Source organism: Aeromicrobium sp. UC242_57 (assembly GCF_044452305.1).
Classification (GTDB): domain Bacteria; phylum Actinomycetota; class Actinomycetes; order Propionibacteriales; family Nocardioidaceae; genus Aeromicrobium.
In genome coordinates this window covers 441,578-464,004 of the sequence record NZ_JBIOAM010000003.1, presented here as the reverse complement: position 1 = coordinate 464,004, position 22,427 = coordinate 441,578, and the positions used below count along the sequence as shown (strand labels likewise).

At 67.5% G+C, this 22,427-nt stretch carries 33 protein-coding genes and 4 pseudogenes; 12 read left to right on the top strand and 25 right to left on the bottom strand.

The features are described from left to right. Positions 1-10: 10 nt before the first annotated feature. Complete coding sequence (locus ACHMWU_RS12645) at positions 11-775, top strand: SDR family NAD(P)-dependent oxidoreductase (RefSeq protein ID WP_396044151.1); 765 nt, start codon at positions 11-13, stop codon at positions 773-775. A 61-nt stretch (positions 776-836) separates the two neighbouring features. Here ACHMWU_RS12645 and ACHMWU_RS12640 read toward each other — a convergent pair whose 3' ends face one another. Further along, entirely contained in the window at positions 837-1,265 is a 429-nt protein-coding gene (locus tag ACHMWU_RS12640; protein ID WP_396044149.1) for a hypothetical protein, read from the bottom strand. Between the two features lie 164 nt (positions 1,266-1,429). Next, positions 1,430-1,846, bottom strand: a complete 417-nt coding sequence (locus ACHMWU_RS12635) for a MarR family winged helix-turn-helix transcriptional regulator (RefSeq protein WP_396044147.1) — start codon at positions 1,844-1,846, stop codon at positions 1,430-1,432. Positions 1,847-1,909: 63 nt separating this feature from the next. Between ACHMWU_RS12635 and ACHMWU_RS12630 the strand changes: the two genes are divergently transcribed. From ACHMWU_RS12630 to ACHMWU_RS12620, 3 genes are all read left to right on the top strand, one after another. Beyond that, positions 1,910-2,278, top strand: coding sequence for a VOC family protein (locus ACHMWU_RS12630; RefSeq protein WP_396044145.1), 369 nt, complete (start codon positions 1,910-1,912; stop codon positions 2,276-2,278). A gap of 56 nt (positions 2,279-2,334) precedes the next feature. Continuing rightward, positions 2,335-2,808 carry an SRPBCC family protein gene (locus ACHMWU_RS12625; protein ID WP_396044142.1) on the top strand — a complete coding sequence of 158 codons (474 nt, stop codon included), beginning with the start codon at positions 2,335-2,337 and terminating at the stop codon, positions 2,806-2,808. A gap of 633 nt (positions 2,809-3,441) precedes the next feature. Beyond that, positions 3,442-3,756, top strand: a complete 315-nt coding sequence (locus ACHMWU_RS12620; RefSeq protein WP_396044140.1) for a type II toxin-antitoxin system RelE/ParE family toxin — start codon at positions 3,442-3,444, stop codon at positions 3,754-3,756. Between the two features lie 9 nt (positions 3,757-3,765). Here the strand turns inward: ACHMWU_RS12620 and ACHMWU_RS12615 are convergent, their stop codons facing one another. From ACHMWU_RS12615 to ACHMWU_RS12575, 9 genes and pseudogenes are all read right to left on the bottom strand, one after another. Beyond that, the gene (locus tag ACHMWU_RS12615; protein ID WP_396044138.1) at positions 3,766-3,942 is read right to left on the bottom strand and encodes a hypothetical protein; all 177 of its coding nucleotides are present in this window, start codon (positions 3,940-3,942) and stop codon (positions 3,766-3,768) included. A 7-nt stretch (positions 3,943-3,949) separates the two neighbouring features. Next, positions 3,950-4,141, bottom strand: coding sequence for a hypothetical protein (locus ACHMWU_RS12610; RefSeq protein ID WP_396044136.1), 192 nt, complete (start codon positions 4,139-4,141; stop codon positions 3,950-3,952). A gap of 35 nt (positions 4,142-4,176) precedes the next feature. Next, positions 4,177-4,353, bottom strand: coding sequence for a winged helix-turn-helix transcriptional regulator (locus tag ACHMWU_RS12605; RefSeq protein ID WP_396044134.1), 177 nt, complete (start codon positions 4,351-4,353; stop codon positions 4,177-4,179). Between the two features lie 59 nt (positions 4,354-4,412). Continuing rightward, positions 4,413-4,847 (bottom strand): VOC family protein, encoded by a 435-nt coding sequence (locus tag ACHMWU_RS12600; RefSeq protein ID WP_396044131.1) that lies wholly within the window; start codon positions 4,845-4,847, stop codon positions 4,413-4,415. 126 nt (positions 4,848-4,973) lie between these two features. Next, positions 4,974-5,111, bottom strand: a complete 138-nt coding sequence (locus ACHMWU_RS12595) for a hypothetical protein (protein WP_396044129.1) — start codon at positions 5,109-5,111, stop codon at positions 4,974-4,976. Next, complete coding sequence (locus ACHMWU_RS12590; protein ID WP_396044126.1) at positions 5,108-5,977, bottom strand: ABC transporter substrate-binding protein; 870 nt, start codon at positions 5,975-5,977, stop codon at positions 5,108-5,110. The genes ACHMWU_RS12595 and ACHMWU_RS12590 overlap by 4 nt, the downstream gene beginning before the upstream one ends. Continuing rightward, positions 5,974-6,898 (bottom strand): annotated as a pseudogene (locus tag ACHMWU_RS12585) (ABC transporter ATP-binding protein). The gene ACHMWU_RS12590 and the pseudogene ACHMWU_RS12585 overlap by 4 nt, the downstream one beginning before the upstream one ends. Beyond that, positions 6,895-7,548: an ABC transporter permease gene (locus tag ACHMWU_RS12580; RefSeq protein ID WP_396046714.1), complete on the bottom strand. Its 654-nt coding sequence runs from the start codon at positions 7,546-7,548 to the stop codon at positions 6,895-6,897. The pseudogene ACHMWU_RS12585 and the gene ACHMWU_RS12580 overlap by 4 nt, the downstream one beginning before the upstream one ends. A gap of 116 nt (positions 7,549-7,664) precedes the next feature. Further along, entirely contained in the window at positions 7,665-7,994 is a 330-nt protein-coding gene (locus ACHMWU_RS12575; protein WP_396044124.1) for an ABC transporter permease, read from the bottom strand. 795 nt (positions 7,995-8,789) lie between these two features. Between ACHMWU_RS12575 and ACHMWU_RS12570 the strand changes: the two genes are divergently transcribed. The 3 genes and pseudogenes from ACHMWU_RS12570 (at position 8,790) to ACHMWU_RS12560 (ending at position 11,547) form a co-directional block, all read left to right on the top strand. Further along, on the top strand, positions 8,790-9,734 hold the full coding sequence (locus ACHMWU_RS12570) for an acetaldehyde dehydrogenase (acetylating) (protein ID WP_396044122.1): 945 nt from the start codon (positions 8,790-8,792) through the stop codon (positions 9,732-9,734). Next, positions 9,731-10,719 (top strand): annotated as a pseudogene (gene dmpG, locus ACHMWU_RS12565) (4-hydroxy-2-oxovalerate aldolase); the annotation flags it as partial. The gene ACHMWU_RS12570 and the pseudogene dmpG, both read left to right, overlap by 4 nt. Continuing rightward, positions 10,696-11,547 carry an IclR family transcriptional regulator gene (locus tag ACHMWU_RS12560; protein WP_396046711.1) on the top strand — a complete coding sequence of 284 codons (852 nt, stop codon included), beginning with the start codon at positions 10,696-10,698 and terminating at the stop codon, positions 11,545-11,547. The pseudogene dmpG and the gene ACHMWU_RS12560, both read left to right, overlap by 24 nt. Positions 11,548-11,574: 27 nt before the next feature. On the opposite strand, the gene ACHMWU_RS12555 is transcribed toward ACHMWU_RS12560, so the two are convergent. The 13 genes and pseudogenes from ACHMWU_RS12555 to rpmB all read right to left on the bottom strand — a co-directional run bounded on the left by ACHMWU_RS12555 (position 11,575) and on the right by rpmB (position 20,098). Next, positions 11,575-12,330 carry an SDR family oxidoreductase gene (locus ACHMWU_RS12555; protein WP_396044120.1) on the bottom strand — a complete coding sequence of 252 codons (756 nt, stop codon included), beginning with the start codon at positions 12,328-12,330 and terminating at the stop codon, positions 11,575-11,577. Next, the gene (locus ACHMWU_RS12550) at positions 12,317-12,703 is read right to left on the bottom strand and encodes a dihydroxy-acid dehydratase (protein ID WP_396044118.1); all 387 of its coding nucleotides are present in this window, start codon (positions 12,701-12,703) and stop codon (positions 12,317-12,319) included. The genes ACHMWU_RS12555 and ACHMWU_RS12550 overlap by 14 nt, the downstream gene beginning before the upstream one ends. Continuing rightward, positions 12,616-14,043 (bottom strand): dihydroxy-acid dehydratase, encoded by a 1,428-nt coding sequence (locus ACHMWU_RS12545; protein WP_396044116.1) that lies wholly within the window; start codon positions 14,041-14,043, stop codon positions 12,616-12,618. The genes ACHMWU_RS12550 and ACHMWU_RS12545 overlap by 88 nt, the downstream gene beginning before the upstream one ends. Further along, positions 14,033-14,950, bottom strand: coding sequence for a 3-keto-5-aminohexanoate cleavage protein (locus tag ACHMWU_RS12540; protein WP_396044114.1), 918 nt, complete (start codon positions 14,948-14,950; stop codon positions 14,033-14,035). Before ACHMWU_RS12540 ends, ACHMWU_RS12545 begins: the two co-directional genes overlap by 11 nt. Beyond that, positions 14,947-15,444 (bottom strand): DAK2 domain-containing protein, encoded by a 498-nt coding sequence (locus tag ACHMWU_RS12535; protein ID WP_396046709.1) that lies wholly within the window; start codon positions 15,442-15,444, stop codon positions 14,947-14,949. The genes ACHMWU_RS12540 and ACHMWU_RS12535 overlap by 4 nt, the downstream gene beginning before the upstream one ends. Before the next feature lie 154 nt (positions 15,445-15,598). Beyond that, positions 15,599-16,503, bottom strand: a pseudogene (locus ACHMWU_RS12530) (dihydroxyacetone kinase subunit DhaK). 247 nt (positions 16,504-16,750) lie between these two features. Then, entirely contained in the window at positions 16,751-17,257 is a 507-nt protein-coding gene (locus ACHMWU_RS12525; RefSeq protein ID WP_396044112.1) for a hypothetical protein, read from the bottom strand. Positions 17,258-17,530: 273 nt separating this feature from the next. Next, positions 17,531-18,328: a 3-keto-5-aminohexanoate cleavage protein gene (locus tag ACHMWU_RS12520; protein ID WP_396044110.1), complete on the bottom strand. Its 798-nt coding sequence runs from the start codon at positions 18,326-18,328 to the stop codon at positions 17,531-17,533. A gap of 104 nt (positions 18,329-18,432) precedes the next feature. After that, positions 18,433-18,843: a hypothetical protein gene (locus ACHMWU_RS12515; protein ID WP_396044108.1), complete on the bottom strand. Its 411-nt coding sequence runs from the start codon at positions 18,841-18,843 to the stop codon at positions 18,433-18,435. A 44-nt stretch (positions 18,844-18,887) separates the two neighbouring features. Continuing rightward, a complete protein-coding gene (locus tag ACHMWU_RS12510) occupies positions 18,888-19,319 on the bottom strand; it encodes an MBL fold metallo-hydrolase (protein ID WP_396044106.1) in 432 nt (143 codons plus the stop codon). A gap of 67 nt (positions 19,320-19,386) precedes the next feature. Beyond that, positions 19,387-19,692: a 30S ribosomal protein S14 gene (rpsN, locus tag ACHMWU_RS12505; RefSeq protein ID WP_396044104.1), complete on the bottom strand. Its 306-nt coding sequence runs from the start codon at positions 19,690-19,692 to the stop codon at positions 19,387-19,389. Beyond that, complete coding sequence (gene rpmG / locus ACHMWU_RS12500; protein WP_396044102.1) at positions 19,692-19,862, bottom strand: 50S ribosomal protein L33; 171 nt, start codon at positions 19,860-19,862, stop codon at positions 19,692-19,694. Before rpmG ends, rpsN begins: the two co-directional genes overlap by 1 nt. Next, positions 19,862-20,098 (bottom strand): 50S ribosomal protein L28, encoded by a 237-nt coding sequence (gene rpmB, locus ACHMWU_RS12495; protein WP_396044100.1) that lies wholly within the window; start codon positions 20,096-20,098, stop codon positions 19,862-19,864. The genes rpmG and rpmB overlap by 1 nt, the downstream gene beginning before the upstream one ends. 59 nt (positions 20,099-20,157) lie before the next feature. Between rpmB and ACHMWU_RS12490 the strand changes: the two genes are divergently transcribed. The 5 genes and pseudogenes from ACHMWU_RS12490 to ACHMWU_RS12470 all read left to right on the top strand — a co-directional run bounded on the left by ACHMWU_RS12490 (position 20,158) and on the right by ACHMWU_RS12470 (position 22,146). Next, positions 20,158-20,403: a type B 50S ribosomal protein L31 gene (locus ACHMWU_RS12490; protein WP_396044098.1), complete on the top strand. Its 246-nt coding sequence runs from the start codon at positions 20,158-20,160 to the stop codon at positions 20,401-20,403. Then, a pseudogene (locus ACHMWU_RS12485) lies at positions 20,400-21,212 on the top strand (cobalamin biosynthesis protein CobW); the annotation flags it as partial. The gene ACHMWU_RS12490 and the pseudogene ACHMWU_RS12485, both read left to right, overlap by 4 nt. Before the next feature lie 286 nt (positions 21,213-21,498). Continuing rightward, the gene (rpmF, locus tag ACHMWU_RS12480) at positions 21,499-21,675 is read left to right on the top strand and encodes a 50S ribosomal protein L32 (protein WP_396046707.1); all 177 of its coding nucleotides are present in this window, start codon (positions 21,499-21,501) and stop codon (positions 21,673-21,675) included. Beyond that, positions 21,672-21,794, top strand: coding sequence for a type B 50S ribosomal protein L36 (ykgO, locus tag ACHMWU_RS12475; protein WP_149690268.1), 123 nt, complete (start codon positions 21,672-21,674; stop codon positions 21,792-21,794). Before rpmF ends, ykgO begins: the two co-directional genes overlap by 4 nt. Before the next feature lie 31 nt (positions 21,795-21,825). After that, positions 21,826-22,146 carry a hypothetical protein gene (locus ACHMWU_RS12470; RefSeq protein WP_396044096.1) on the top strand — a complete coding sequence of 107 codons (321 nt, stop codon included), beginning with the start codon at positions 21,826-21,828 and terminating at the stop codon, positions 22,144-22,146. Here ACHMWU_RS12470 and ACHMWU_RS12465 read toward each other — a convergent pair. After that, positions 22,143-22,370, bottom strand: a complete 228-nt coding sequence (locus tag ACHMWU_RS12465; RefSeq protein WP_396044095.1) for a hypothetical protein — start codon at positions 22,368-22,370, stop codon at positions 22,143-22,145. The two genes, ACHMWU_RS12470 and ACHMWU_RS12465, sit on opposite strands and share 4 nt — an antisense overlap. Positions 22,371-22,427: the final 57 nt, after the last annotated feature.

The window sequence follows — 22,427 nt, the reverse complement described above, 5'->3', positions numbered from 1 at the left end:
CGTCAATGACATGACTACTCGACTCAGCGGCAAGTCCGCACTCATCACCGGATCGACCAGCAACATCGGCAAGGCCATCGCCCTCGCCCTTGCGGCCGAAGGAGCCCACGTCGTCGTGTCCGGACGTGACCAAGCGCGTGGCGCCGAGGTCGTGGCCGAGATCGAATCTCTCGGCGGCCTCGCCACGTTCATCGCCGCAGACCTCAACGGATCGCAGGCGAGCTCCCACCAGCTGGCGACCGAGGCAGTAGCCGCGGTCGGTGGACGGCTCGACATCCTGGTGAACAACGCCGGAGTATTCCCTCCGGCACGGACCCTCGACGCCGACGAAGCCACCTTCGACCTGATCTACGGGGTCAACGTGAAGGCGCCGTACTTCCTGACCCAGGCAGTCGTCCCCGCGATGGCCGAAGCCGGCGGCGGCGTGATCATCAACCTGGGCTCCTGGGTCGTGAAGCTCGGTCTCGGCTCCGGCGCACTCTACGCCTCCAGCAAGGGTGCGCTCGAGACTCTCACCCGGGCATGGTCGTCGGAATTCGCTGCGCAGAACATCCGTGTCAACGCGATCTCACCCGGTGTGATCCTCGATGGCGGTCACGACCCAGCCAGCCCAGTGGCACCGTTCATGGCGGGTACGCCCGCTGGCGTGATCGGTTCACCTGAGGCCGTTGCGCAAGCTGCTGTGTACCTGGCCAGCGATGAAGCGTCCTTCGTGCACGGCATCGTGCTGGACGTCGACGGTGGTCGCGCCAACGTGGCTGTCGTGGCGAGCTGAACTCCTGCTTCGAACGCGAGACGGCAGGCCCCAGCAGACCTGCGAATTGGCCGGCCGTGACTCAGGGAGTCGACAACGCCCCTTTGTAGGCATTGGAGATGACTGCGGCCACGTAGCCGACGAAGACCAACGCCAAGCTGCTGATGCTTCCGGGCGTCTCGTCGCTGTTGAAGACGTACACCAGCGTGCTGGCCAGCCCCACCAAGGCATATGTCCACACGCCCACCGTGAGTATCTGCTCGTTCGTAGGGCCGGCGCGGAACGCGTCCATGCCGCGATTATTGCCAGCGATCTCCTTGACCCCCATCGCCACCGCAAATGCTGCACCGAGGACACCCGTCAAAGTCGCGCCGATGCCGACGGCGACTCCGGAGAGATCTGCGGTAACACCGTCCGCCCGCACGATCTTCAGCAGGAAGTAGCCGTGAAGGCCCACGAATCCGAGGATTCCCACGACGATAAGAAACTTCTTGAGCGCATCGAAATTCATGGTCGACTCCCTGGCCAGCGCGTGACCCACAGATCACACGGCGAATGGTCAGGTCATCGTGGCAGAGCAGCCAGGGAGTCGACGTCGAAATTCATAGATATTGCAGTGCTTTTTGACAAACCGCGCGCGCATCGCACGTCAGGCACCGTCGCGCAGCGAGCGGGTCATGCTCTGCAGCTTCGGAACGCTGCCAGCTGTTCGGCCTCCGTCATCCCAGCCAGCATCCTGACCTCGACCGACCTGACCGCCACCGTCGCCTTCTCGAGACTTCGTCGACCGCGAGGCGTGAGCCGGGTGGGCAGGGCTTTTCCGACAGGCGCTTCTGCGGGTCTGGTCACGTAGCCGTCTCGCTCCAGCGCCTGAAGCAGCACGTTCATCGACTGCCGAGTCACGAACGCACCGCGCGCGAGGTCTGAGTTCGACAGGCCCGGTCGTTGGGCCAGCAGCTCGAGGCAGGAGTAGTGCGTCACTGTCATGCCGAGCGGTCGCAGGACCTCCTCCATGGCGGCGCGGAGCGCGCTCGACGCCTCCTTCAGGAGATAGCCCAGCGAGGTCTGCAGATCGACACCGTCTTGACTCATGTCAGTATTCTGACATACATTCACCTATGTCAGAAAACTGACACAGACACAAGGAGCAACCTCATGCCCGTCACCGGACCCGACTTCATCTCGCTCCAAGCGAGCGACCTCGACGCTTCGCAGGCGTTCTACGAGCAGTACCTCGGGCTCGTTCGCTCGCAAGCCGGACCTCCGCACGCCGTGGTCTTCGAGACGAAGCCGATCGCGTTCGCACTCCGCGACCTCATCCCCGGCACCGATCTCGCCTCAGCTGCCCAGCCCGGCATCGGTGCCGCGATCTGGCTCCACGCCACAGACGTTCAAGAGATCCACGATGCTCTCGTCGCCGACGGCCGCACCATCGTCGCCGCACCGATCGACGGCCCGTTCGGCCGGACCTTCACGTTCGCCGATCCGGACGGATATCAGATCACGCTCCACGACCGCGTCTGAGACAGCCGGCGCTTGCCCGGGCCCCGGTCCGCCGAGGGCATGACATGCTGCAGCACATGCCCCAGGTCACAGCAGAAGCGTGGGTCCCGGTCGAACCGGACACAGCGTTCGCGGTCTCACAGACGACCGGGGAGGTCCGGCTGAGCTGGGACCCGTTCATCCGGCACCAGCACCTGATCGACGCCGACCGGCCGGGCAAAGGGGTTCGGACCCTGACTCGGGCGCGCATCGGACCAACCATGATCAGCCGCTATGTCTCCTACCGTCCTCCAACATCGGTCGGCATGACGATGGAGGACGGTCCGTGGTTCTTCGCGACCTTCGGCGGTGGCTGGCGCTTCACCCCCGAGGACCGAGACGGGGTTGCCGGGACCCGCGCCGTCTGGAAGTACACCTGGTCCGCCAAGCCAGCGTGGCTGCGTCCGTTCGCTGACCCGATCGGACGCTGGCTGCTGGGCCGCGAGATCAGGGCGCGCATCGCTGCCTTCGGCCAAGCGTGCGAGAACCCTGACGTGCTCGACGCGGTCTAGATGACGGTTCTGCCATGTCGCCGTCACCCACTTCACCGTCACCAGATCAGACGCGCTGATCACAGAGCAATGATGCGCCATCGCAGGTAGGCGGCCACTGATGCAGCACGCGGCCACGCTGGACGATCCCCGAGTCAATCGACAGACAGCACACCACGGACGACACTAGGGTGACCGCGTGACGACCGTGGCAGCTCAGACTCGTAAGAGCCGTACGATTCCTCTCGGTGTGAGCATCGCCGTCTGCGTAGCACTCAACTATCTGGTCGCGTACGCGGTCTTTTCGTCACCTTTCGGTTCTGCATTCTTCCTGTCCGACGACGAACGCGGCAGCATCCGAGGACTTCGCTCAAGTACACACGCCTTCGGATGGACCTGCCGTGCTGGTTCGCGTGGGCGGAGAGCCGTACCCACCCTCTATCACCGGGCGATTGGCCGACGTTGAGGGGTGCCTCGGATTAGCCGGCGCGACGCCTATCCCAACACCAGGCTCTGCATCCCAGTCCGTGGTCAAGGACTCCATCGCAGGCAGAGCAGTCGTGATCTGGCCACCTGGGACGACCGTCGGATCCAACCCGTACTCGGTGTCTAGTCAAGGACGCACCTACTCGCTTGGCGACGAAGTGACCATCGGTGGCGGATGGGTCCATCTCATCGAGGAGGACCCTTTCTACGACCAGACGCCGAAGGCGTGTCTGGCAAGTATCTTCATCTACTAGTTTGCGGCTCGCCCCTCCAGCCCCCCCTCTGCGGCACTGTGACACCTGCCAGCCGATCACCGGCGCCCTCGCCAGCAACCCCAGGCGGCTGGGCAGACAGTTGAACGGGCCGCTCTTTGCCCTCTATCCAGCCAGGCGCGGCGAGTATCGAGTCATCTACCGGATCGTCGACGAGCAGGTCGTCATCGAGGTCGTCTCTATCGCACACCGGCGAGACGCCTATAGATGACCGCAGACGTTACGCCGCAAGGTGGAACGTGCTCGCGAACCGCTCGAGCAGATCCCCGCGCCCGCGAAGCACCTCGACGACACCGGTCGAGATCGCGCGATCCGGAGCGAGCTCACCTGGAGATCGCTGACGAATGCCGGGCCCCGCGGCGAAGGCCAGGTCGACTGGCCCGTCCCCACGCGTCACGTCAAGGTCAGAACCGTCGACCCGGACGAGCAAGCTCAGCCGGGCCGAGCCGTGTCCAGTACGACGTCGCCGGCAGCGAGGCAGCAACATCGGCCCGGAACGCCGTCCGCAACGCCATGGTCATCGAGTCGGGCGTGATGACCTGCTCCTCGCGCGGATCACCCATCGCCTTGAAGCCCCAGGCCCCGAGTGCGAGCACGACAGGTTCGAGCTCGCGACCGTACGGCGTCAGCGTCAGACGATGACCCGCGAGCGTGGCGCCCGACGCAGGATGCCAGCCGCCTGCAGATCCTTGAGTCGTGACGCGAGGATGTTGGACGGAATGCGCGGCAGCCCCTCGGCGAGCTCACCGTAGCGGCGCGGTCCGACGAGCAGGTCGCGGACGATCAGCAGCGCCCACCGCTCCCCCACGAGCTCGAGGGCGCGCGTGACCCGCAGTACTGCCCGTAGTCGCGCGCAGCCACAGAGCGTCAGGCCTGTGTGTTCGCAGCGGCCTCGGGGCCCTGCTCCGCCGCGACCCGGGTCCATCCAGCCGATTTCGAGGATGTTGCCGTCGGGGTCGGTGAGCTGGCGCTGGTACATGAACCCGTAGTCGGAAGCAGGACGCGCCTCAGAACCACCAGCAGCCAGACCGTTGTCGGTGACGGCGTCGACGTCTTCGCGGCTGTCCTGGAAGAGCGCGACGGCGACCGACGGGTTGACGGCCGGATCGCCGAGCGGAAGATCGGTGAAGGTCTGGAAGACTCACGGACCAAGATCATGAAGTCGCTGTGGTCCTCTTCGACCACGACGCAGGCAGCGTTGTGGTCGGTGAACTTCGGGTTGATCGTGAAGCCGAGCGCCGTGTAGAACGCCTTCGCGCGCTCCAGGTCGGTCACCGGTAGGTTGACGAACATCGCAGTCATGGTGCTCTCGCTCTCGTGGGTCCTGGTCAAGAACTTCACACTTGCAAAAAACAAGTGATGCGTCAAGAGGTTCCCGGAAACACCGCAGGGACCAGGCGAGATCGCCTGGCCCCTGCGGTCAGAGCTTCAGTCCTTCAGCGGAAAGTCCGTGATGTAGTCGGACATGTCGATCTTCTTGTCGACGGCTCCGAACTCGTACATCTTGTCGACGACGGTCTGCACCTTGGCCGGATCCACCTCGGTGACCCAGGTCGGCAGGATCATGTCGGCGACGATCGACTCGTCGACACCGAGAACTGCGGCAGGAAGGCCCGCACCTCGTCGGGGTGCGACTGGGCGTACTCCGACGAGTCGCGCAGCCCGAGCTGGAACTTGCGGACGACGTCCGGGTCCTGCTCGACCTTCTTCTTCGACGTGAACCACGTCGACGCGGGCAGATTGGGCATGATCGCGACGTCGAGCGCATCCAGCGAGACGATGTCGAAGTCCTTCTTGGCCTTGGTCAAGAACGGCTCAGCCATCTGCGCCGCGTCGACCTGGCCACTAGCCAGCGCAGCACCCTGGTTGGCATACGGAATCGGCACGATCTCGACCGAGTCGGGGTCGACCCCGGCATTCTTGAGCGCAACGCGCGTCTGGACCTCCGACAGCGACGCCAGCGAGTTGGTTGCGATCTTCTTGCCCGCCAGATCCTTGGTCGCGGCGATGCCGGACTTCTTGGTCGTCACGAGCTGCGTGTAGTCGCTGGCCAGATCCGTGCCCGCGGTGTCGCCGGGACCGACCGTGATGAGCGGCAGGTTCTTGCTGGCCAGCGAGGCGAAGCTCGCATATGACCAGGCAGCGAAGTCGATCTGGTCAGCCAGAACGGCCGGCGGGATCGTCGTCGCCTCGGAGATGATCTTGACCTCGACGTCGAGGCCGTGCTTCTTGAACAGACCCCTGTCGACGCCGAGCGGCACCTGGACGAACGGTGTCACGGACTGATGCCGACCACGATCTTGGTCAGCTTCGCCGTCGCCGGCGGCCTGGTCGTTGTCATCGGACGCACTGCTGCCGCAGGCCGACATCGTCACGAGTGCGGCCAGGGCGGTCGCGAGACCGAGCCCCTTGCGCAGGTGGGTGAGCTTCATGTGTGGATTCCTTCGTTGGTCGTCATCACTGGCAGTTTCCGAGATGGGGGGTCCGAGATGGGGGGTCCGAGATGGGTTCCGAGAATTCGAGTCGGCCGACGGTTCTGCCGTCGACTCGCCCTTGATCGCCCGGTAGACCTGCGCGCGGAGGCGGGCGAACTCGGGGCCTCCTTGGTGCTGATCTGGTCGCGGACCTCTGGGAGGTCGACCACCAGCTCGTGCTGGACGGTGGTCGGCGGCTTGCCGAGCACCACGACGCGGTCGCCCATGTAGACCGACTCGTCGATGTCATGGGTCACGAGCACGACTGTGATGCCGAACTCACGACGCACCCGGAGCACGAGGTCCTCGAGGTCGGCCCGGGTCTGCGCGTCGACGGACGCGAACGGCTCGTCCATCAGCAGCACCTGCGGCTGGTAGGCCAAACGCGCGGGCGATCGCGACGCGCTGCTGCATGCCGCCGGACAGCTGCCAGGGGTAGCCTCGCCGAAGTTCTCGAGCCCGACGGCCTTGAGCGCCTCGGCGACCTGGCGCTTCGACGCGGCCGCGTCACCGCGCTTGCGCAACGGCAGGGCGATGTTGCGCCGCACCGTCATCCACGGAAACAGCGAACGGCTGTAGTCCTGGAACACGACGGCGAGCTGCCTTGGGCGGCGCGACGACGTCGCTGCCGCGCAGGCTGACCCGTCCTCCGCTCGGCTCCAGCAGGCCGGAGATGCACTTGAGCAACGTCGTCTTGCCGCATCCCGAGGGACCGACGATCGACACGAACTCGTTCTCGGCGACGTCGAACGAGATGTCGCCGATCGCGCGGATCTCTCGCCCGTCGCTGACGTACGTCTTGGAGATGCCCTCGACCCGCAGCAGCGGCTGGGCCACGGCCTTCGTGGTGGTGGAGATCTCTGGAGCCTGGAGACTCATCGGCGGTTTCCCTTCATGGAGGTGTCCCAGGCACAGACCCGGCGTTCGACAGCGTTGAAGATGAGGTTGAGCCCGTAGCCCAGCAGGCCGAGCAGGATGATCCCGGCCCACATGTCGGGGATCGAGAAGGTCAGCTGCGCCTGCCACACGAAGTAGCCGATACCGCTGGTTGCGGCGACCATCTCGCTCGTCACGAGCAGGAGCACGGCCAGCGACAGGCTGACCCGCATGCCGGCGAAGATCCGCGGCATGATGCCGGGGATGATGACGTGCCGGACGAGCTCGGTGCCACGTACTTGGTACGACCGAGCGGTCAGCATCATGGTCGAGTTGAGCGAGGCGATGCCGTCGGCAGTGTCGAGCACGACGGGCCAGCAGCAGACGAAGGCGATGATCGAGACCTTCTGACCCGTGCCGATACCGAACAGGACGATCGACAGCGGGAGCATCGCAACGGCCGGGATCGACCGCAAGAAGCTGACGACGGGCAGGCACAGCATGCGCGCGACGTCGCTGACGCCGAGCAGGATGCCGAAGGCGACTCCGCCGATCACGGCGGCCGAGAAGCCGAGCGCCAGGCGCAACAGGCTCGGCAGCACGTCAGAGGTGAACCGGTCGAAGATCCAGGCATCCCGGAACGCTTCGAGCATCGTGGGCACCGAGGTCCACGCGTAGCCGCGGTCGCCGGCCAGGTAGATCCAGGCAGCCGCGACGAGCACGACGGTCGTGCCGATCTCGACGGCGAGATATGTCAGACGTTGCGACCTCATCGGCCCGTCCCCCTCTGTGATTCGTGCCAGCGCAGGAAGTGACGTTCCAGGCGCGAGAAGATCAGGTGGATCGTGATGCCGAGCGCGCCGGAGGCGAGGATCAGCGCGTACATGCGGTCGACGGCACCGGCGGTCCGGGCCAGCGCGATGTCCTTGCCGATCCCGTCGACGCCGATCAGGATCTCGGCGCTCACCGCGACGATCAGCGCCGTCGCCGACGCGATGCGCAGGCCCGTCGCGATGTGCGGCAGGGCACTGGGCAGGATGACCCACCGGGCTCGCTCCCAGCCGTTGCAGCTGGAATGCCCGGGCCGTGTGACGCGCACCTTCTTCGACGTCGTGGGCGCCGTACATCGTCTGGATCGTGAGCGACCAGACGCAACCGAACACGATCAGGAAGACCGCGCTGTTCAGGCTCAGCCCCCACAGTAGGATCGCGAGCGGGATCAGCACGTTGCCCGGGACGGTGCGGAAGAACTCGATCACGGGCCGGAAGGCCCGCCACACGACCTCGAACGATCCGAGCACGAGCCCGGCAGGCACGGCGATGAGGACGGCGAGGCCGAATCCGAGGGCCCACTGGGTCATGGTGTCGGCGACGGCCGACCAGAACGACGACTCGGTGACCATCTTGGCCAGCAGCACGAGCACCTCGGACGCTGGCGGCACCTCGGTGGGCGGCACGATCGCAAGCCGCGAGGCGAGCTCCCACGTGCCCAGGGCCAGGATGCAGCCCAAGGCCCCGAGCACCACGGGCCGCACGTCACGCCGGGCCGTCGATCGGGAGCCGGCGGTGCCGACGTCTCGTTCGGTCAGGCTGGTCATACAGGTCTCCATCCGTCGCGCTGGTGGCTTCTGTGGTGAACCTAGACCGCGCCTTGTGACCGCCGACACAACGCGTTCCCGTTGATCGGGACACGTACTTGAAATCCCTGTCATGGCGGGCATGGAGCATCCTGTGAATTGGCTCTCGTGACGGGTCGACCCGTGAAACCCGCCTGTGACGGGCGACGCGTCGATCAACGACAGATACGTCCCGATCATCGGGACATGTCTCTCGTCGCGTCGCATCGCTCCACCGCACAGTGGTCCCTCTGACTGATTAAGCTGAGGAGCTTTCCGTGACTCGTACCAAGGTGGCCGTGATCGGCTCCGGCAACATCGGAACCGATCTGATGATCAAGATCCTCCGACTCTCCACGACCCTGGAGATCGCCGCGATGGTCGGCATCGATCCGGCCTCCGACGGTCTCGCACGCGCTGCGTCGTACGGCGTGCCGACGACCTCCGACGGGGTCGACGGACTCATCGCACTCGACGGCTTCGACTCGATCGACATCGTCCTCGACGCGACCAGCGCCAAGGCCCACGAGGCGAATGCTGCGAAGCTGGCACCCTTCGGCAAGCGCCTGATCGACCTGACCCCGGCGGCGATCGGTCCGTTCGTGGTGCCCCCGGTCAACCTCGACACCCATCTCGACGCACCCAACGTCAACATGGTGACGTGCGGCGGGCAGGCCACGATCCCCGTCGTCGCAGCGATCAGCCGCATCACCCCGGTGCCCTACGCCGAGATCGTGGCATCGATCTCGTCGCGCTCAGCAGGACCCGGCACCCGTGCCAACATCGACGAGTTCACCGAGACCACCTCGGCCGCGATCGAGCAGGTCGGCGGCGCTGGCCGCGGCAAGGCGATCATCATCCTCAACCCCGCCGAGCCGCCGCTCATCATGCGCGACACGGTCACCTGCCTGATCGGGGACGCCGACTACGACGAGATCCGCCAGTCGATCGTCGACATGGTCGCCGCCGTCGCGGAGTACGTGCCGGGCTACCGGCTCAAGCAGGAGGTCCAGCTCCGCAAGCTGGAGGCCGATGAGCCCGTCCACACGCTCCTGCCGGCCGGATCACCGCCGGTCACGCACCAGATCTCGGTGTTCCTCGAGGTCAAGGGCGCCGCACACTACCTGCCGGCCTATGCCGGAAACCTCGACATCATGACCTCGGCCGCACTGCGAGTCGCCGAGACCATCGCCACCCGCTCACCTGCAAAGGCTGCCCGATGACCGACCTCTACATCCAGGACGTCACCCTCCGGGACGGAATGCACGCGATCCGTCACCGCATCTCCCCCGCCGACGTGCGACGCATCGCATCGACCCTCGACGCCGCCGGGGTCGACGCGATCGAGGTGTCGCACGGCGACGGACTGTCCGGCGGGTCGCTGACCTACGGCCCCGGCTCGCACACCGACTGGGAGTGGCTCGAAGCAGCCGCCGACGTCATCAAGCAGGCCAGGCTCACGACGCTGCTCCTGCCAGGCATCGGCTCGGTCCACGACCTCAACCGCGCACACGAGCTCGGCGTCCGCTCGGTCCGGATCGCGACCCACTGCACGGAGGCCGACGTCTCGGCCCAGCACATCGTGCACGCCCGCGAGATCGGGCTCGACGTCTCGGGCTTCCTGATGATGAGCCACCTGGCGGAGCCGACCCAGCTCGCCGAGCAAGCCCGCCTCATGGAGTCGTACGGCGCCCAGTGCGTGTACGTCACCGACTCCGGTGGGCACCTGACCCCGCACGGCGTCGCCGCCCGCGTCCGCGCCTACCGCGACGTCCTCGAACCGACGACGCAGATCGGCATCCACGCCCACGAGAACCTCTCCCTCTCGGTCGCCAACAGCCTCGCGGCTGTCGAGGAGGGCGTGTTCCGCGTCGACGCATCGCTCGCCGGCCTAGGCGCAGGTGCCGGCAACTGCCCCATCGAGCCGTTCGTCGCCGTCGCGACGCTGAACGGCTGGAACCACCGTTGCGACCTTGCGACGTTGCAGGACGCGGCCGACGACCTTGTCCGACCGCTCATGGACCGCCCCGTGCGCGTCGACCGCGAGACCCTGACCCTCGGCTACTCGGGCGTCTACTCCAGCTTTTGCGGCATGCCGAACGTGTCGCCGGCACCTACGGGATGGACGTGCGTAAGCTGCTGACCGAGGTCGGCCGTCGCAAGCTGATCGGTGGTCAGGAAGATATGCTCGTCGACATCGCACTCGATCACCTCTCCCCGGCAGGAGGCAGCGCCCACCGGCGTCTGAGACTCATGAGCCCCCTCCACCGACTCGACGGCGAGACCACCGCAGTCGGACGGGCGACCGAGATCCTCAAGCAGTTCCGCGACAGCAAGGGGACGTTGAGTGCAGCCGCCCTGACCCGTCGCACTGGCCTGCCGAAGTCGACGGTCTACCGGATGCTGCCAGAGCTGGTCCGCGTCGGGCTGCTCGAGCGTGACGGCGTCGACTACCGGCCGGGCCTGCTGCTGTTCGAGATCGGCGAGGCCGTCCCACGGCAGCGGAGCCTGCGCGAGGCGGCCAAGCGCCACCTGTCGACGCTGCACGAGGCGACCCAGCAGAACGTCGGCCTGGCCTTGCTCGACGGCTTCGACGTCGTCCACCTCGAGGTGTTCCGCGGTCGGGAAGGACCACGTCTGCCCCAGCACTCCGGGGGCCGGTGGCCGGCCCACGCGAGCGCATCGGGCAAGGTGCTGCTGGCCTTCACCCCCGCTGAGGACGTGTCCTACCCGCCGCGGCTGCAACGGTTCACCGACCACACGATCGTCGACCGCCAGGTGCTCGACGCCGAGCTCGACAAGATCCGCCAGCGCGGCGTGGCGATCGACCGCCAGGAGTCGCTCCCGACGATCGTCGGCGTGGCTGCGCCGATCCTGGCCCCCGACGGCACCCTGCTCGCAGCGGTGTCGATGTCTGGTGTCGTGGGACGCATCGACGCCAACCGCATGGATGCAGCGGTGCGCACGACGGCGTTGACGATCTCGCGCGATCTCGCCGAGGCGCGCTCGATCGTGCGCCCGGTGCTGCAGAGCTGATCGTGCTCCAGAGCTGACCGGCACGCCTCAGCCGCGACCCGCGAACGGCATCTCGCGTGCCATGACGGTCAGCTGCGGGACGTTGACGTCGAGCGGCAGCGCGATGAGCCGGGCCACCAGGTCACCGACGTGGGCGGCATCGATCGTCGGCTCCGGTCGCCGGGTCCCGTTGGGCTGAAGAGCGTCGACGCCGACCCCGGCGGTCATCGCGGTGGCGGCGTTGCCGATGTCGATCTGGGTGCAGCAGATGCCGTGTGCGCGATGGTCGAGGTTGATCGAGGCGGTCAGTCCTGAGATGGCGTGCTTGCTCACGGCGTACGCGACGCTTGCCGGCCGCGGGACGTGTGCCGACAGCGAGCCGTTGTTGATGATCCTGCCGCCACCGGGCGACTGGGTGCGCATGACCCGCACGGCCTCCCGTGCGCAGAACACCGCTCCCGTCACGTTGGTCGCCATGACAGCGGCCCAGTCGTCGTCCGTCAAGGCATCGACGGTGACCGCCGGGCCGAAGACTCCGGCGTTGTTGACCAGCACGTCGACCCGGCCGAACCGCTCTACCGTGTGGTCGAACAGCGCCCGCACGGAGGCCGAGGACGTGACATCGGTCTGCACGAGGAGGGCACGATCTGCGCCGGCGGCGGTCTCCTCGAGCGCACTCACAGTCCGTCCGGCCAGCACGACGTGATGGCCCTCGTCGAGCAGCGCACGGGCGATCGTGCGACCAACCCCGCTGCCTGCTCCCGTGAGGACGACGACCTGGCGACCCACGTCAGTGGTTGTCACCGTGCACCTCTGCTCCACGCATCCCGACCAAGAAGTCGAAGTCGGCACCCTGGTCGGCCTGCATCACGTGGTCGACGTAGAGCCGCGAGTAGCCCGATGCGGGACGTTCACGCGGGGCCACCTCGGCCAGCCGGCGCTCCAGCTCATCGGCCTCGACCAGCAGGTCCAGCGTCCCAGCGGCCGCGTCGAGGCTGATCAGGTCACCATCGCGCACCGCAGCCAACGGACCACGGGCCGCTGCCTCGGGCGCCACGTGCAGCACGACCGTGCCGAAGGCGGTGCCGCTCATCCGGGCGTCCGAGACCCGGACCATGTCGGTGACACCGGCGGCGAGCAGCTTCTTGGGCAGCGGCAGGTTGCCGACCTCCGGCATCCCTGGGAATCCCTGCGGACCGGCGTGCCGCAGCACCAGCACGGTGTTCTCGTCGACCGGCAGCTGGGGTCGTCGATCCGGGCCATGAAGTCGTCCATGTTCTCGAACACCAGGGCCGGGCCGGTGTGCCGCAGCAGGTGCGGCGACGCGGCGGCCGGCTTGATGACGGCACCGGCCGGGGCGAGGCTCCCCCGCAGGACCGCGATGCCCGCATCGGCGAGCAGGGGATCTGCCACGGTGCGGATGACCTCGCTGTCCCACGACTCCGCATCGGCGACGTTCTCGCCGATCGTCGAGCCGTTCACCGTCAGCGCCTGCTCGTGCAAGATCGCCCCGAGCTCTTTCAGGACGACCGGCAGCCCGCCCGCGTAATAGAGGTCTTCCATCAGGAACCGGCCAGCGGGCATCAGGTCGACGATCAGCGGGATGCCCTCGACTAGCTCGCCGAACTCGTCGAGCTCGAGCGGGACCTCCAACCGTCCGGCCAGCGCCAGCAGGTGCAGCACGGCATTGGTCGAGCCGCCGATCGCGGCATTGACCTTGATCGCGTTCTCGAGCGCGTCGCGGGTCACGACCTGCGACATCTTCAGGTCTTCGTGGACCATCTCGACGATCCGGTGGCCTGAGTCCTGCGCCAGCAACCGGCGCCGGGCGTCGACTGCGGGGATCGCCGCATTGCCGGGCAGCGATATGCCCATGGCCTCGACCAGCGACGCCATCGTCGAGGCCGTGCCCATCGTGTTGCAGTGCCCCGGTGACCGCGACATCGACGACTCAGCAGCACGGAACTCGCACTCGGTGACGCGGCCGGCCCGCACGTCCTCGCTCATCTCGAACAGCGACGTTCCGCTGCCGACCGTGCGCCCCTTGATCCGTCCGTTGAGCATCGGCCCGCCGGACACGACGATCGTCGGCAGGTCGCAGCTGGCCGCCCCCATCAGCAGCGACGGGGTCGTCTTGTCGCAGCCGCACAGCAGCACGACGCCATCGATCGGATTGGCCCGGATCGACTCCTCGACGTCCATCGAGACGAGGTTGCGGTAGAGCATCGTCGTCGGCCGGACGATTGTCTCGCCCAATGACATGACCGGGAACTCGACCGGGAAGCCGCCTGCCTCGATGACGCCCCGCTTGACCGCCTCGGCGAGGTCGCGGAAGTGCGCATTGCACGGTGTCAGGTCGGAGAACGTGTTGCAGATGCCGATGACGGGACGTCCGTCGAACATCCGGTCGGGCGTGCCCTGGCTCTTCATCCACGAGCGGTGGATGAAGGCGTTGATGTCCTTGCCACCGAACCAGTCCTGCGATCGGAGCCGGTGGGACGGGGTGTCACTCGACATGAGCGTCGGCCTTTCGGGTGGGAAGCCCGAGGATCTCGCGGGCCTCCGAGGGGGTGGCGGGCTCGAGTCCGAGCCGAGCCATGATCTCGACGATGTTCTCGACGAACCGGACGTTCTCGGTGGGTTCGCCGGGGCGCAGGAAGGCGTTGTCCTCGATGCCGACCCGCACGTGGGCGCCGAGTGTGAGGGCGTGGGTCAGCCCCCGCATCTGGTCGGGCCCGCTGATGCTGACGTTGAAGACCGAGCCCTCGGGCAGCGCGTCGACCATGAAGTGCAGGTTGGCCGGCGTGTAGGCCAGGGCGTTCTGGAACGACGAGTCGAGGCCCAGCACCAGGTTGACGTTGAACGGCGGCGTGTCGAAGCCCAGCGCGGTCAGCATCGACACCTCGCGGGCCAGGTGGGTGGGGCTGAAGGCCTCCCACTCCGGCTTGATGCCGCGTTCCAGCATTGCAGCGGCCAGCGCGATGGCCTTCTGCGTCGGCGTGTCCATCAGCACCTCGGTGCCGTCGGGCGCCGTGACGTAGGCGGTGATGGCGTCGAGGGTGCACGTGTCGGCACCGCCGTCGAGTCCCTGCCAGCGGGCCTCCCAGTCGATGACGCGCGAGCCGTCGTCACGCACGCGCAGCAGGTCTCCGGTCACGCCCCCTCCGGTGGAGTTGTTGATCACGACGTCGCGCAGCTGCCGGACCCGGTCGTTGATGTCGCGGTAGATCTCGGCGCTGCACGTGGCCAGGTCGTCCGGGCGACGGGCGTGCAGGGCCGCGACGCTCGCGCCCGCATCGACGCACCGCGCGACGTCGTCAGCGATCTCTTGCGGCTGGGTCGGGACGTACGGGGTGTGCTCCTTGGTCAGGAATCCCCCGGTCGGGGCGATCGTGACGATGACCTTGTCGGCCAGGCTGGTCATGCGGCCACCTCGTCTGCTGCGGCGAAGAACCACGCGACGGCCAGTGCACCCGGGTCGATGACGCCCCGGGCACGCTCACCGATGTAGCTGGCCCGACCGCGGACGGCGACGATCTGCTCGGTCGAGGCGGCGCCTTCTGCGGCCGCGACGGCCGCAGCCGCTACAGCAGCACGCCACGGGAGGTCCCGGCTCTCGTCGAGGGCGGCCGTGGCAGGGACCATGGCGTCGACCATGGTCTTGTGCCCGACCTGCGCCCCGCCGAGTCGTTGCACCGCGGCGGTCGCGTCGACGACGACCCGGGCCAGCTCGGCCGAGGCCCAGGGCTCGGCAGAACCCTTCGCCAGTCGACCGAACCACAGGCCGAAGAGCGCCCCACTGGTGCCACCTGCACCGAGAAATGACTCCGACACGATCGCGAGCACCTCGGCCGGGGAGCGTTCCGCGTCCTCGGCGAGACGAGGTGTGACTCGCTCGAGCGCCGGCTGATGTTCCAGCCGAAGTCGCCGTCGCCGGCACGTCGGTCAAGGTCGGTCAGCGTGTCGACCTCGCGGATGACTCGTTCGGCGAAGGCGCGGAGCCAGGCCGTCATCTCTGCCCCGGTCAGCAGGCTGTCTTCGATGGGCGTCGTCATGGTGCTCCTGTTCGTGGTCATCGGGTCAGGGCCGGGGTGCGCACCGGCGCGTCCCACAGGTCGATCAGCTGCGCAGAGGCCGAGGTGAGGGTCACCGAGAACCCCTTCATGTCGAGCGCCGTGACATAGGGACCGGCCAGCGTGCGCGCCACCGTGACGCCTGCAGCCGACAACGCCTGGTGGACCTCGCGGGTGGCCACCCCGATCTCGAGCGGCGACGTCGCACCCAGACCGTTGACGATCGCGATGACGTCGTCACCGCGCCGCAGGCCGAGGCGCTCGACGAGCGGATCGACGACCGAGGCGACGAGCCGTGCGCCGGGGCCGACGTGCGGGTCTCGACACCACGCTCGCCGTGGATACCGACGCCGAACTCGATCTCGTCCTCGGCGAGGTCGAACGAGCGCAGACCGGTCAACGGATTCGTGCATGCCTCGAAGGCGACCGAGAGCGTGGCCGAGCGGGCCACCACGTCGCGGCCGATCGCCGCGACCTCTCCGACCGGGGCCCGGCGCTCGGCCGCCGCACCGCAGATCTTCTCGACCGCGACTACGGCGGCGGTGCCGCGACGTCCGGGGCCGCCCTCCTGCTGGCCATCGGTCGCCAGGTCGTCGTCGACCACCACGATCTCGATCGCCCGCTCGTCGAGCAGCTCGGCTGCGATCGAGAAGTTCAGCACGTCGCCGGTGTAGTTCTTGACGATCACGACGGCTCCGGCACCCGTCTCAACAGCTTCGACGGCGGCCCTGACCTGCAAGCTCGTCGGGCTGCTGAAGACCGCACCGGGAACTGCGGCGTCGAGCATCCCGGTGCCGACGAAGCCCGTGTGCAGAGGCTCATGTCCCGATCCACCGCCCGACACCAGGGCCACCTTGCCCTGCGCCGGTTCTCGACGGACGACGAACAACGGGTCACGATGCACCCGGATCAGGTCGGAGTGCGCGAGCTCCAGCCCGTCGAGCGCCCTCCTGCACGAAGTCTTCGCGCCGGTTCAACAGCTGTCCGCTCATGGGTGTCCTCCAGGTGAGTTCGCAAGGTTCGTGCCAAGTGCCAGGAGCAGCGGGCGGGCCAGCGCGCCGGGGGCGAAGCCCAGGTCGGTGGCGGCAGAATTGGCGGTCGACACCACACCGTGCTCCCACATGTCGGGGCCGTTGGAGATCTCTGCCGACTCATGACTGACCGTTGCTGCGGGGATGCCGGCGGCCTCGAGGACGTCCAGCCCGGCGACTCCGGCCCGGTCCTTGCCGATGCCGGCGTCGTTCGAGCAGCACGAACGCGCATCCGGCGTGCACGCCCACCCGGCCCGACTCCTGTCCGCCGTTCGATCCCGCCACGACGATGGCTCCTCGGTCGCCGTCGGTCGTCTGGGACATGCTGTCCATCACGACGATGTCGACACCGCCGTCCGACCACACCACGTCACGAAACATCGGTGTCTCCTTCCCGTGCGACGAGCAGGGCCAGCTGCTCCTTGACCGGCCGGCCGACCCGGATGCCCAGCCGTGAGCACGAGCGTTGACGAAGCTGACGCGTCCGCTCTCCCACGTGTCGAGACCGTCGCCGATCCGGGCGGTGTCATGTCCGACCCCGATCCCGGCGATCCCGCTGCTGTCCAAGGCGGCGAGCCCGGCCGTACCGGCCTGGTTCTTGCCGATGCCTGCGTCATTGCACGCCACCACGGCGACACCGAACGACGCCGCGTACTCGCCGGCACTGGTTCGCCGTGCGAGCCGGTGACGATGATGTCTCCGCGCAGGTCGGTCGACGCAAAGGCGATGGAGTCCATGACCCACACCCGAAGCCCGGCATTCTCCAGCACCAGGAGCGGAGCGGTGCCCAGCTCGTCAACGACTCGCATGCTGCACCGCTCCCAACAGCTGACGGGTCTCGGCCACCGTGGCGGGCTGGCGTCCCAGGTCTCGTCCGATCTCGGCGACCAGGCCCACGACTTAGGGGTCGTGGGGCAGCCGCGCTCGGTGTGGGGGTAGTCGCCTGTGCCGACCACGACGTGGCCGCCAGCCGCGATGACGTCGGCCGCCACCTCGAGCACGTCCCCGCGGTAAGCTCGACACGAGCCACTCGACCGGGAGGTCAGGCGGAAACAGGTCGACGTGCGCGCGCACACCGGCAGCCGTCGTTGGGTGCGCGGCGACGAACTCCTCACCACCCAGCACCAGGACGACCGCCAACGACGCAGGCAGCCGGCCGGCCGCGTGGTGCGCGAGGATGGCACGCGTCCAGCTGAGGTTGAACGACGCCAGGTAGGGCGTCAGGCCCAGCTGCGGTGCCCGCCGCATCAGCTCGGCGATCTGCGCGGTCGAGTTGACGAAGACCCGGTCGTCGGTCGCGTACTCACCGGCCGCCGGGTCGAACAGGTCCATCGTGGCCGATCCCATGTCGATCGGCAGCAGGTCGACGCTCGTCTCGGGATCGTCCTGGTTGGGGGGCGATGTTGGCCAGCCGCTGGTCGACGCTGTGGCCAGGCAGGTTGGCCATCGACGGCGCCAGCAGCAGCGACTGCGGCGCCGCACAGCCCGCACGACCTCGGCGTAGCCGCCGGCGGTGTGGTCGGCACCGCCGTCAGGCGTCCTGGCGTGGAAGTGCATCAACGTCGCACCAGCCTGCTCGGCCTCAGCGGCGGTCTGCGCGATCTCCTCGGCGGTCCACGGCACGTGCGGATTGGGGGCGCGCATGGTGTTCTCGTTGACGTTGACCCCGATCACCAGGGGCTTGCCGACAGCAGACATCTTGATCCTCGCAACTGGTCCGTTGCGGCCTCTTCGGCCACGAGGAAAGCCTGTCGCGCGGGGCTCGACCAGCCCACGCCAAAGTCCCGTTCAACGGGACAACATCACCGGCCGAGCTGAGTCGGGTCGAGCGGAGTCAGCTGCGGTCGATCCTGCTGGTCGAGCTCGACCCGCAACGGCGCGTCCACCGCGAAGTGGCTCGGCATGAGCAGCAAGTTCTCGTCGATGCAGCGCTGCAGCAACGCTCCCCGGCTGGCGCGCGCGACACCGGGATCGGCGTCGCCGCCCTGGCAGAGATCCGGGTGCCCGAGCTGGACGGGGTGGTGGATCAGGTCGCCCGACATGACGGCACCACCACCCGGATGCCGGATCTCGACCACAAGATGGCCAGCGGTGTGGCCGGGCGCCAGGCGCACCGTCACGGTGGTGCCGTCGTGCTGGGCGATGACCTGCTCGTCAACGACGAGCTGCCATCGTCCGGTGTCGAGCACCGGACGCACGCTGTCGTCGTACATCCTCACCAGGTCGGCTGCGACACCGCCAAGATCGTGCTGCCCGCTCAGCCCTCGATCCAGGCCAGCTCTGAGGCGGCGAACAGGTGCGTCGCCGCAGCGAACGTGGGCCGCCAGACGTCGCCGTCGAGCCAGGTGTTCCAGCCGCAGTGGTCGGGGTGCAGATGCGTGTTGACCACGAGATCGACCTCGTCGGGCCGAGCACCTGTCGCGGCGAACCGCTTCAGGAAGTCCGTCGAGAACAGGTGGTGCGGCAGCAGGTTCGGCCGCTGCTTGTCATTGCCGTTCGCGGTGTCGACCACGATCGTGCGACCGCCGATGCGGATGACGTAGGCATGGATCGCCAGGACCAGGTCCGTGGCGCCGTCGAGCCCGGCCTCTGCCGCGTCAGGGAACATCTCGTCGAGCGCGAACGGCCACTCCGCGAGCTCGGTCACCTGGAAGACCTCGGCAGCACCCACGGCAGTTCTGAACGTCACCGCTCCGATGCTAGACGGGGTGCATGCTCGGCCTACTCCCCCGAGTCCCGATCATCGGGTCCCCACCTCACCAGCTCGACTTGGTGATCCCCGGCAGCTCACCGCGGTGGGCTGATTGCCTGAAGCGGATGCGCGACAGCCCCACGACGCCCAGGTGTCCCCGAGGGCGACCGTCGACCTGGTCCCGGTTGCGGACCCGCACCGGCGAGGAGTCGCGTGGCAGGGCCGCCAGCGCTCGTCCCGCTGCGATGCGTTCGGCCAACGGGAGCGAGGTGTCGCGGCTCGCCGATCTGAGGGCGTCGCGGCGGTCGCGATACCGCTCGGCGATCAGGCGCCGCCGCTCGTTCGCGACGATCATGCTGCGCTTGGCCATCAGCGTTCCTCCTTGAACTCGACGTGCCGTTGCACGACCGGATCGAACTTGCGCAGCACGATGCGGTCGGGGTCGTTGCGGCGGTTCTTGCGGGTGACGTACGTGAAGCCGGTGCCCGCGGTCGACCGCAGCTTCACGATGGGGCGGATGTCGCTGCTCTTGCCTGCCATCAGATCCTCTCCCCTCGTGCACGCATGTCGGCGACGACCGCATCGATGCCACGGACGTCGATGACCTTGATGCCACGCGCACTGACTCGCAGCGTGACGTGACGTCTGAGGCTGGGGACCCAGTAGCGCTTGCGTCCGATGTTGGCGTCGAAGCGCCGATTGGTCCGACGGTGCGAGTGCGAGACGTGGTGCCCGAACCCCACCTCGGCCCCCGTGACCTGGCAGATGCGTGACATGTTTGACTCCTTATGTAGAATGACAATCATTCCCAATAAGTCTACAGGAGGAATCCCACATGAAGAAGGGCATCCACCCGGCCTACGCGCCGGTGGCATTCCGCGACAAGTCCGGCGACCTCGTCTTCGTGTCGGCATCGACGCTCACGAGCGAGGCGACGATCGACCTCGACGGCGTCACCTACCCCGTCATCGACGTCGACGTGTCGACCGCGAGCCATCCGTTCTGGACCGGGAAGGGACGCGTCCTCGACACCGAGGGACGGGTCGAGAAGTTCAACCGCCGCTACGGAACCACATCATGACGACGACTCCCCTGGTGCTGCTGACCGGCGTCGACGCCGATGCCATGGCGCACGCCATGATCGGTCTGCAGTGGGACGCCCCTCACGCCGTCGCCGTCAGGCACACGATCGACGTCGACCGGCAGATCCTGACCCGTGTCGTCAGCGACCAGGGCGGCATCGTCGAGCAGCTGTCCTTCGACCTCGAGCACGCCTGTGTCGGCTGCGCGCTGCGCGAAGACATCATGCCGACGCTCGAACGGCTGGCCGACGACGGACGGTGGGGCTCGATCATCGCCCACCTGCCGGTCGCCGCCGGGGCCGACCAGGTGTGCCGCATCGTCGACCACGACGAGGTCATCGGCGCCAAGCTGCACATCGCCTCAGTGCTCGCGGTGGTCAACGGGCCCACGGCACGCGCCGACCTGCTCGGCGACGACCTGCTGCGCGAACGCGGCCTCGAGACGTCGCCCGAGGACTCCCGCGGCGTGGCCGAGGTGCACGCGGCACTCATCGAGTATGCCGACGCCGTCGTGGTCGTCGGCGAGATCGACGAGACCGACCGCCATCTGGTGTCGATGCTGCTGCGACCGGGTGCCGGCGAGGTGCTCGACCACTTCGAGCTCGACACCGCGGCGATCGTCGGGGCGCGCCGGCGGCACGACGACGCGGAGGCCTGGATCGATCCCGGCCACACCCGACCCGTCGGGCTGATCAGCACCGGCAAGGCATGGACGATCGAGCTGCGTTCGGACCGACCCTTCCACCCCGAACGGCTGATGGCCCACCTCGAACAGCTTGGCGGCGGCGCCCGCCGCTCGCGCGGCTGCTTCTGGCTGCCGACCCGCCACGACAGCATCTGCGAGTGGGACGGCGCCGGCGGGCAGCGAGCGTCGGTGTGTGCGAGCACGGCGACACCGAACCCCACACCCGCATCCTCGTCACCGGCATCGACGACGGACGCGACGAGCTCGTCGCCCTGTTCCACCGCTGCCTGCTCACCGATGACGAGATCGCTGTACGCGGAACTATCTGGGAGAGCAACGAGGACGGCTACGAGCCGTGGCTCGGTCCTATCCGCCAGAACGCCTGAGCCACCGAGGAGAAGGAGTCATCATGGCCGTCCCCAAGCGCAAGCTGTCGCGCAGCAACACCCGACATCGCCGGTCGAGCTGGAAGGCGACACCCGTCGCCCTCGTGCCCGTCACGGTCGACGGCACCACCCACCGAGTACCGCGCAGGCTCGTCCGAGCCGTGCAGCGCGGTCTCATCGCCCCGAAGGAGCACTCATGAAGGTCCGCAACTCACTGCGCTCGCTCAAGCAGCAGCCCGGCGCCCAGGTCGTCCGCAGACGCGGTCGCACATTCGTCATCAACAAGCAGAACCCGAGGTTCAAGGGCCGTCAGGGCTGAACCTGGCCCAACGTGGTGCGAGGATGCACCGATGAACTCTCTGACCGGCACTCCTGCGGGCATCCGTGCTGTCCCGCTCCTGGCTCTGGCGTTCAACGTTCCGGTTGGCATCGTGGCCTACGCCTTCGGCTTCATGCACTCGTACTTCATGAGCGACCAGATCGATAGCGGCGACCACCTGCGATTCATCGGATACGGCCTGGTCGCGTTGACGATCTCGACAGCATTGATGGCCGCCGTCTTGCACAAAGCCGTAACCATGCCGCTGGGGCGAGCCGTGGGCACAGCACTGATCTCGGGCGCCGTCCTGCACGCCGCGTTCATCGCGCTGGTCGTGAGCCTGGTGAACTAGCTGCGGTCGTGCGGGGTCGTGCGCCGGGCGCCGGAGTCGGCGTCCTCGCCCTCCCACGGCTGCTCGGCCTTCTTGGTGTGCTTGATGAACGAGCGGCACAGGAAGAACACGGCGATGCACAAGATGATCACGATGCCGAGCGCGACCCAGCCAGGCTTGACATCTTCGGCGTCGGGCGCCTTGTCGATGACATTGGAGTTCGCAAGGGCGACGAGAACGTGCATGCCGTCATACTACGCCTCGTAGAAGACCGGAATCTCCCGGGTTGATACCGCGTATCC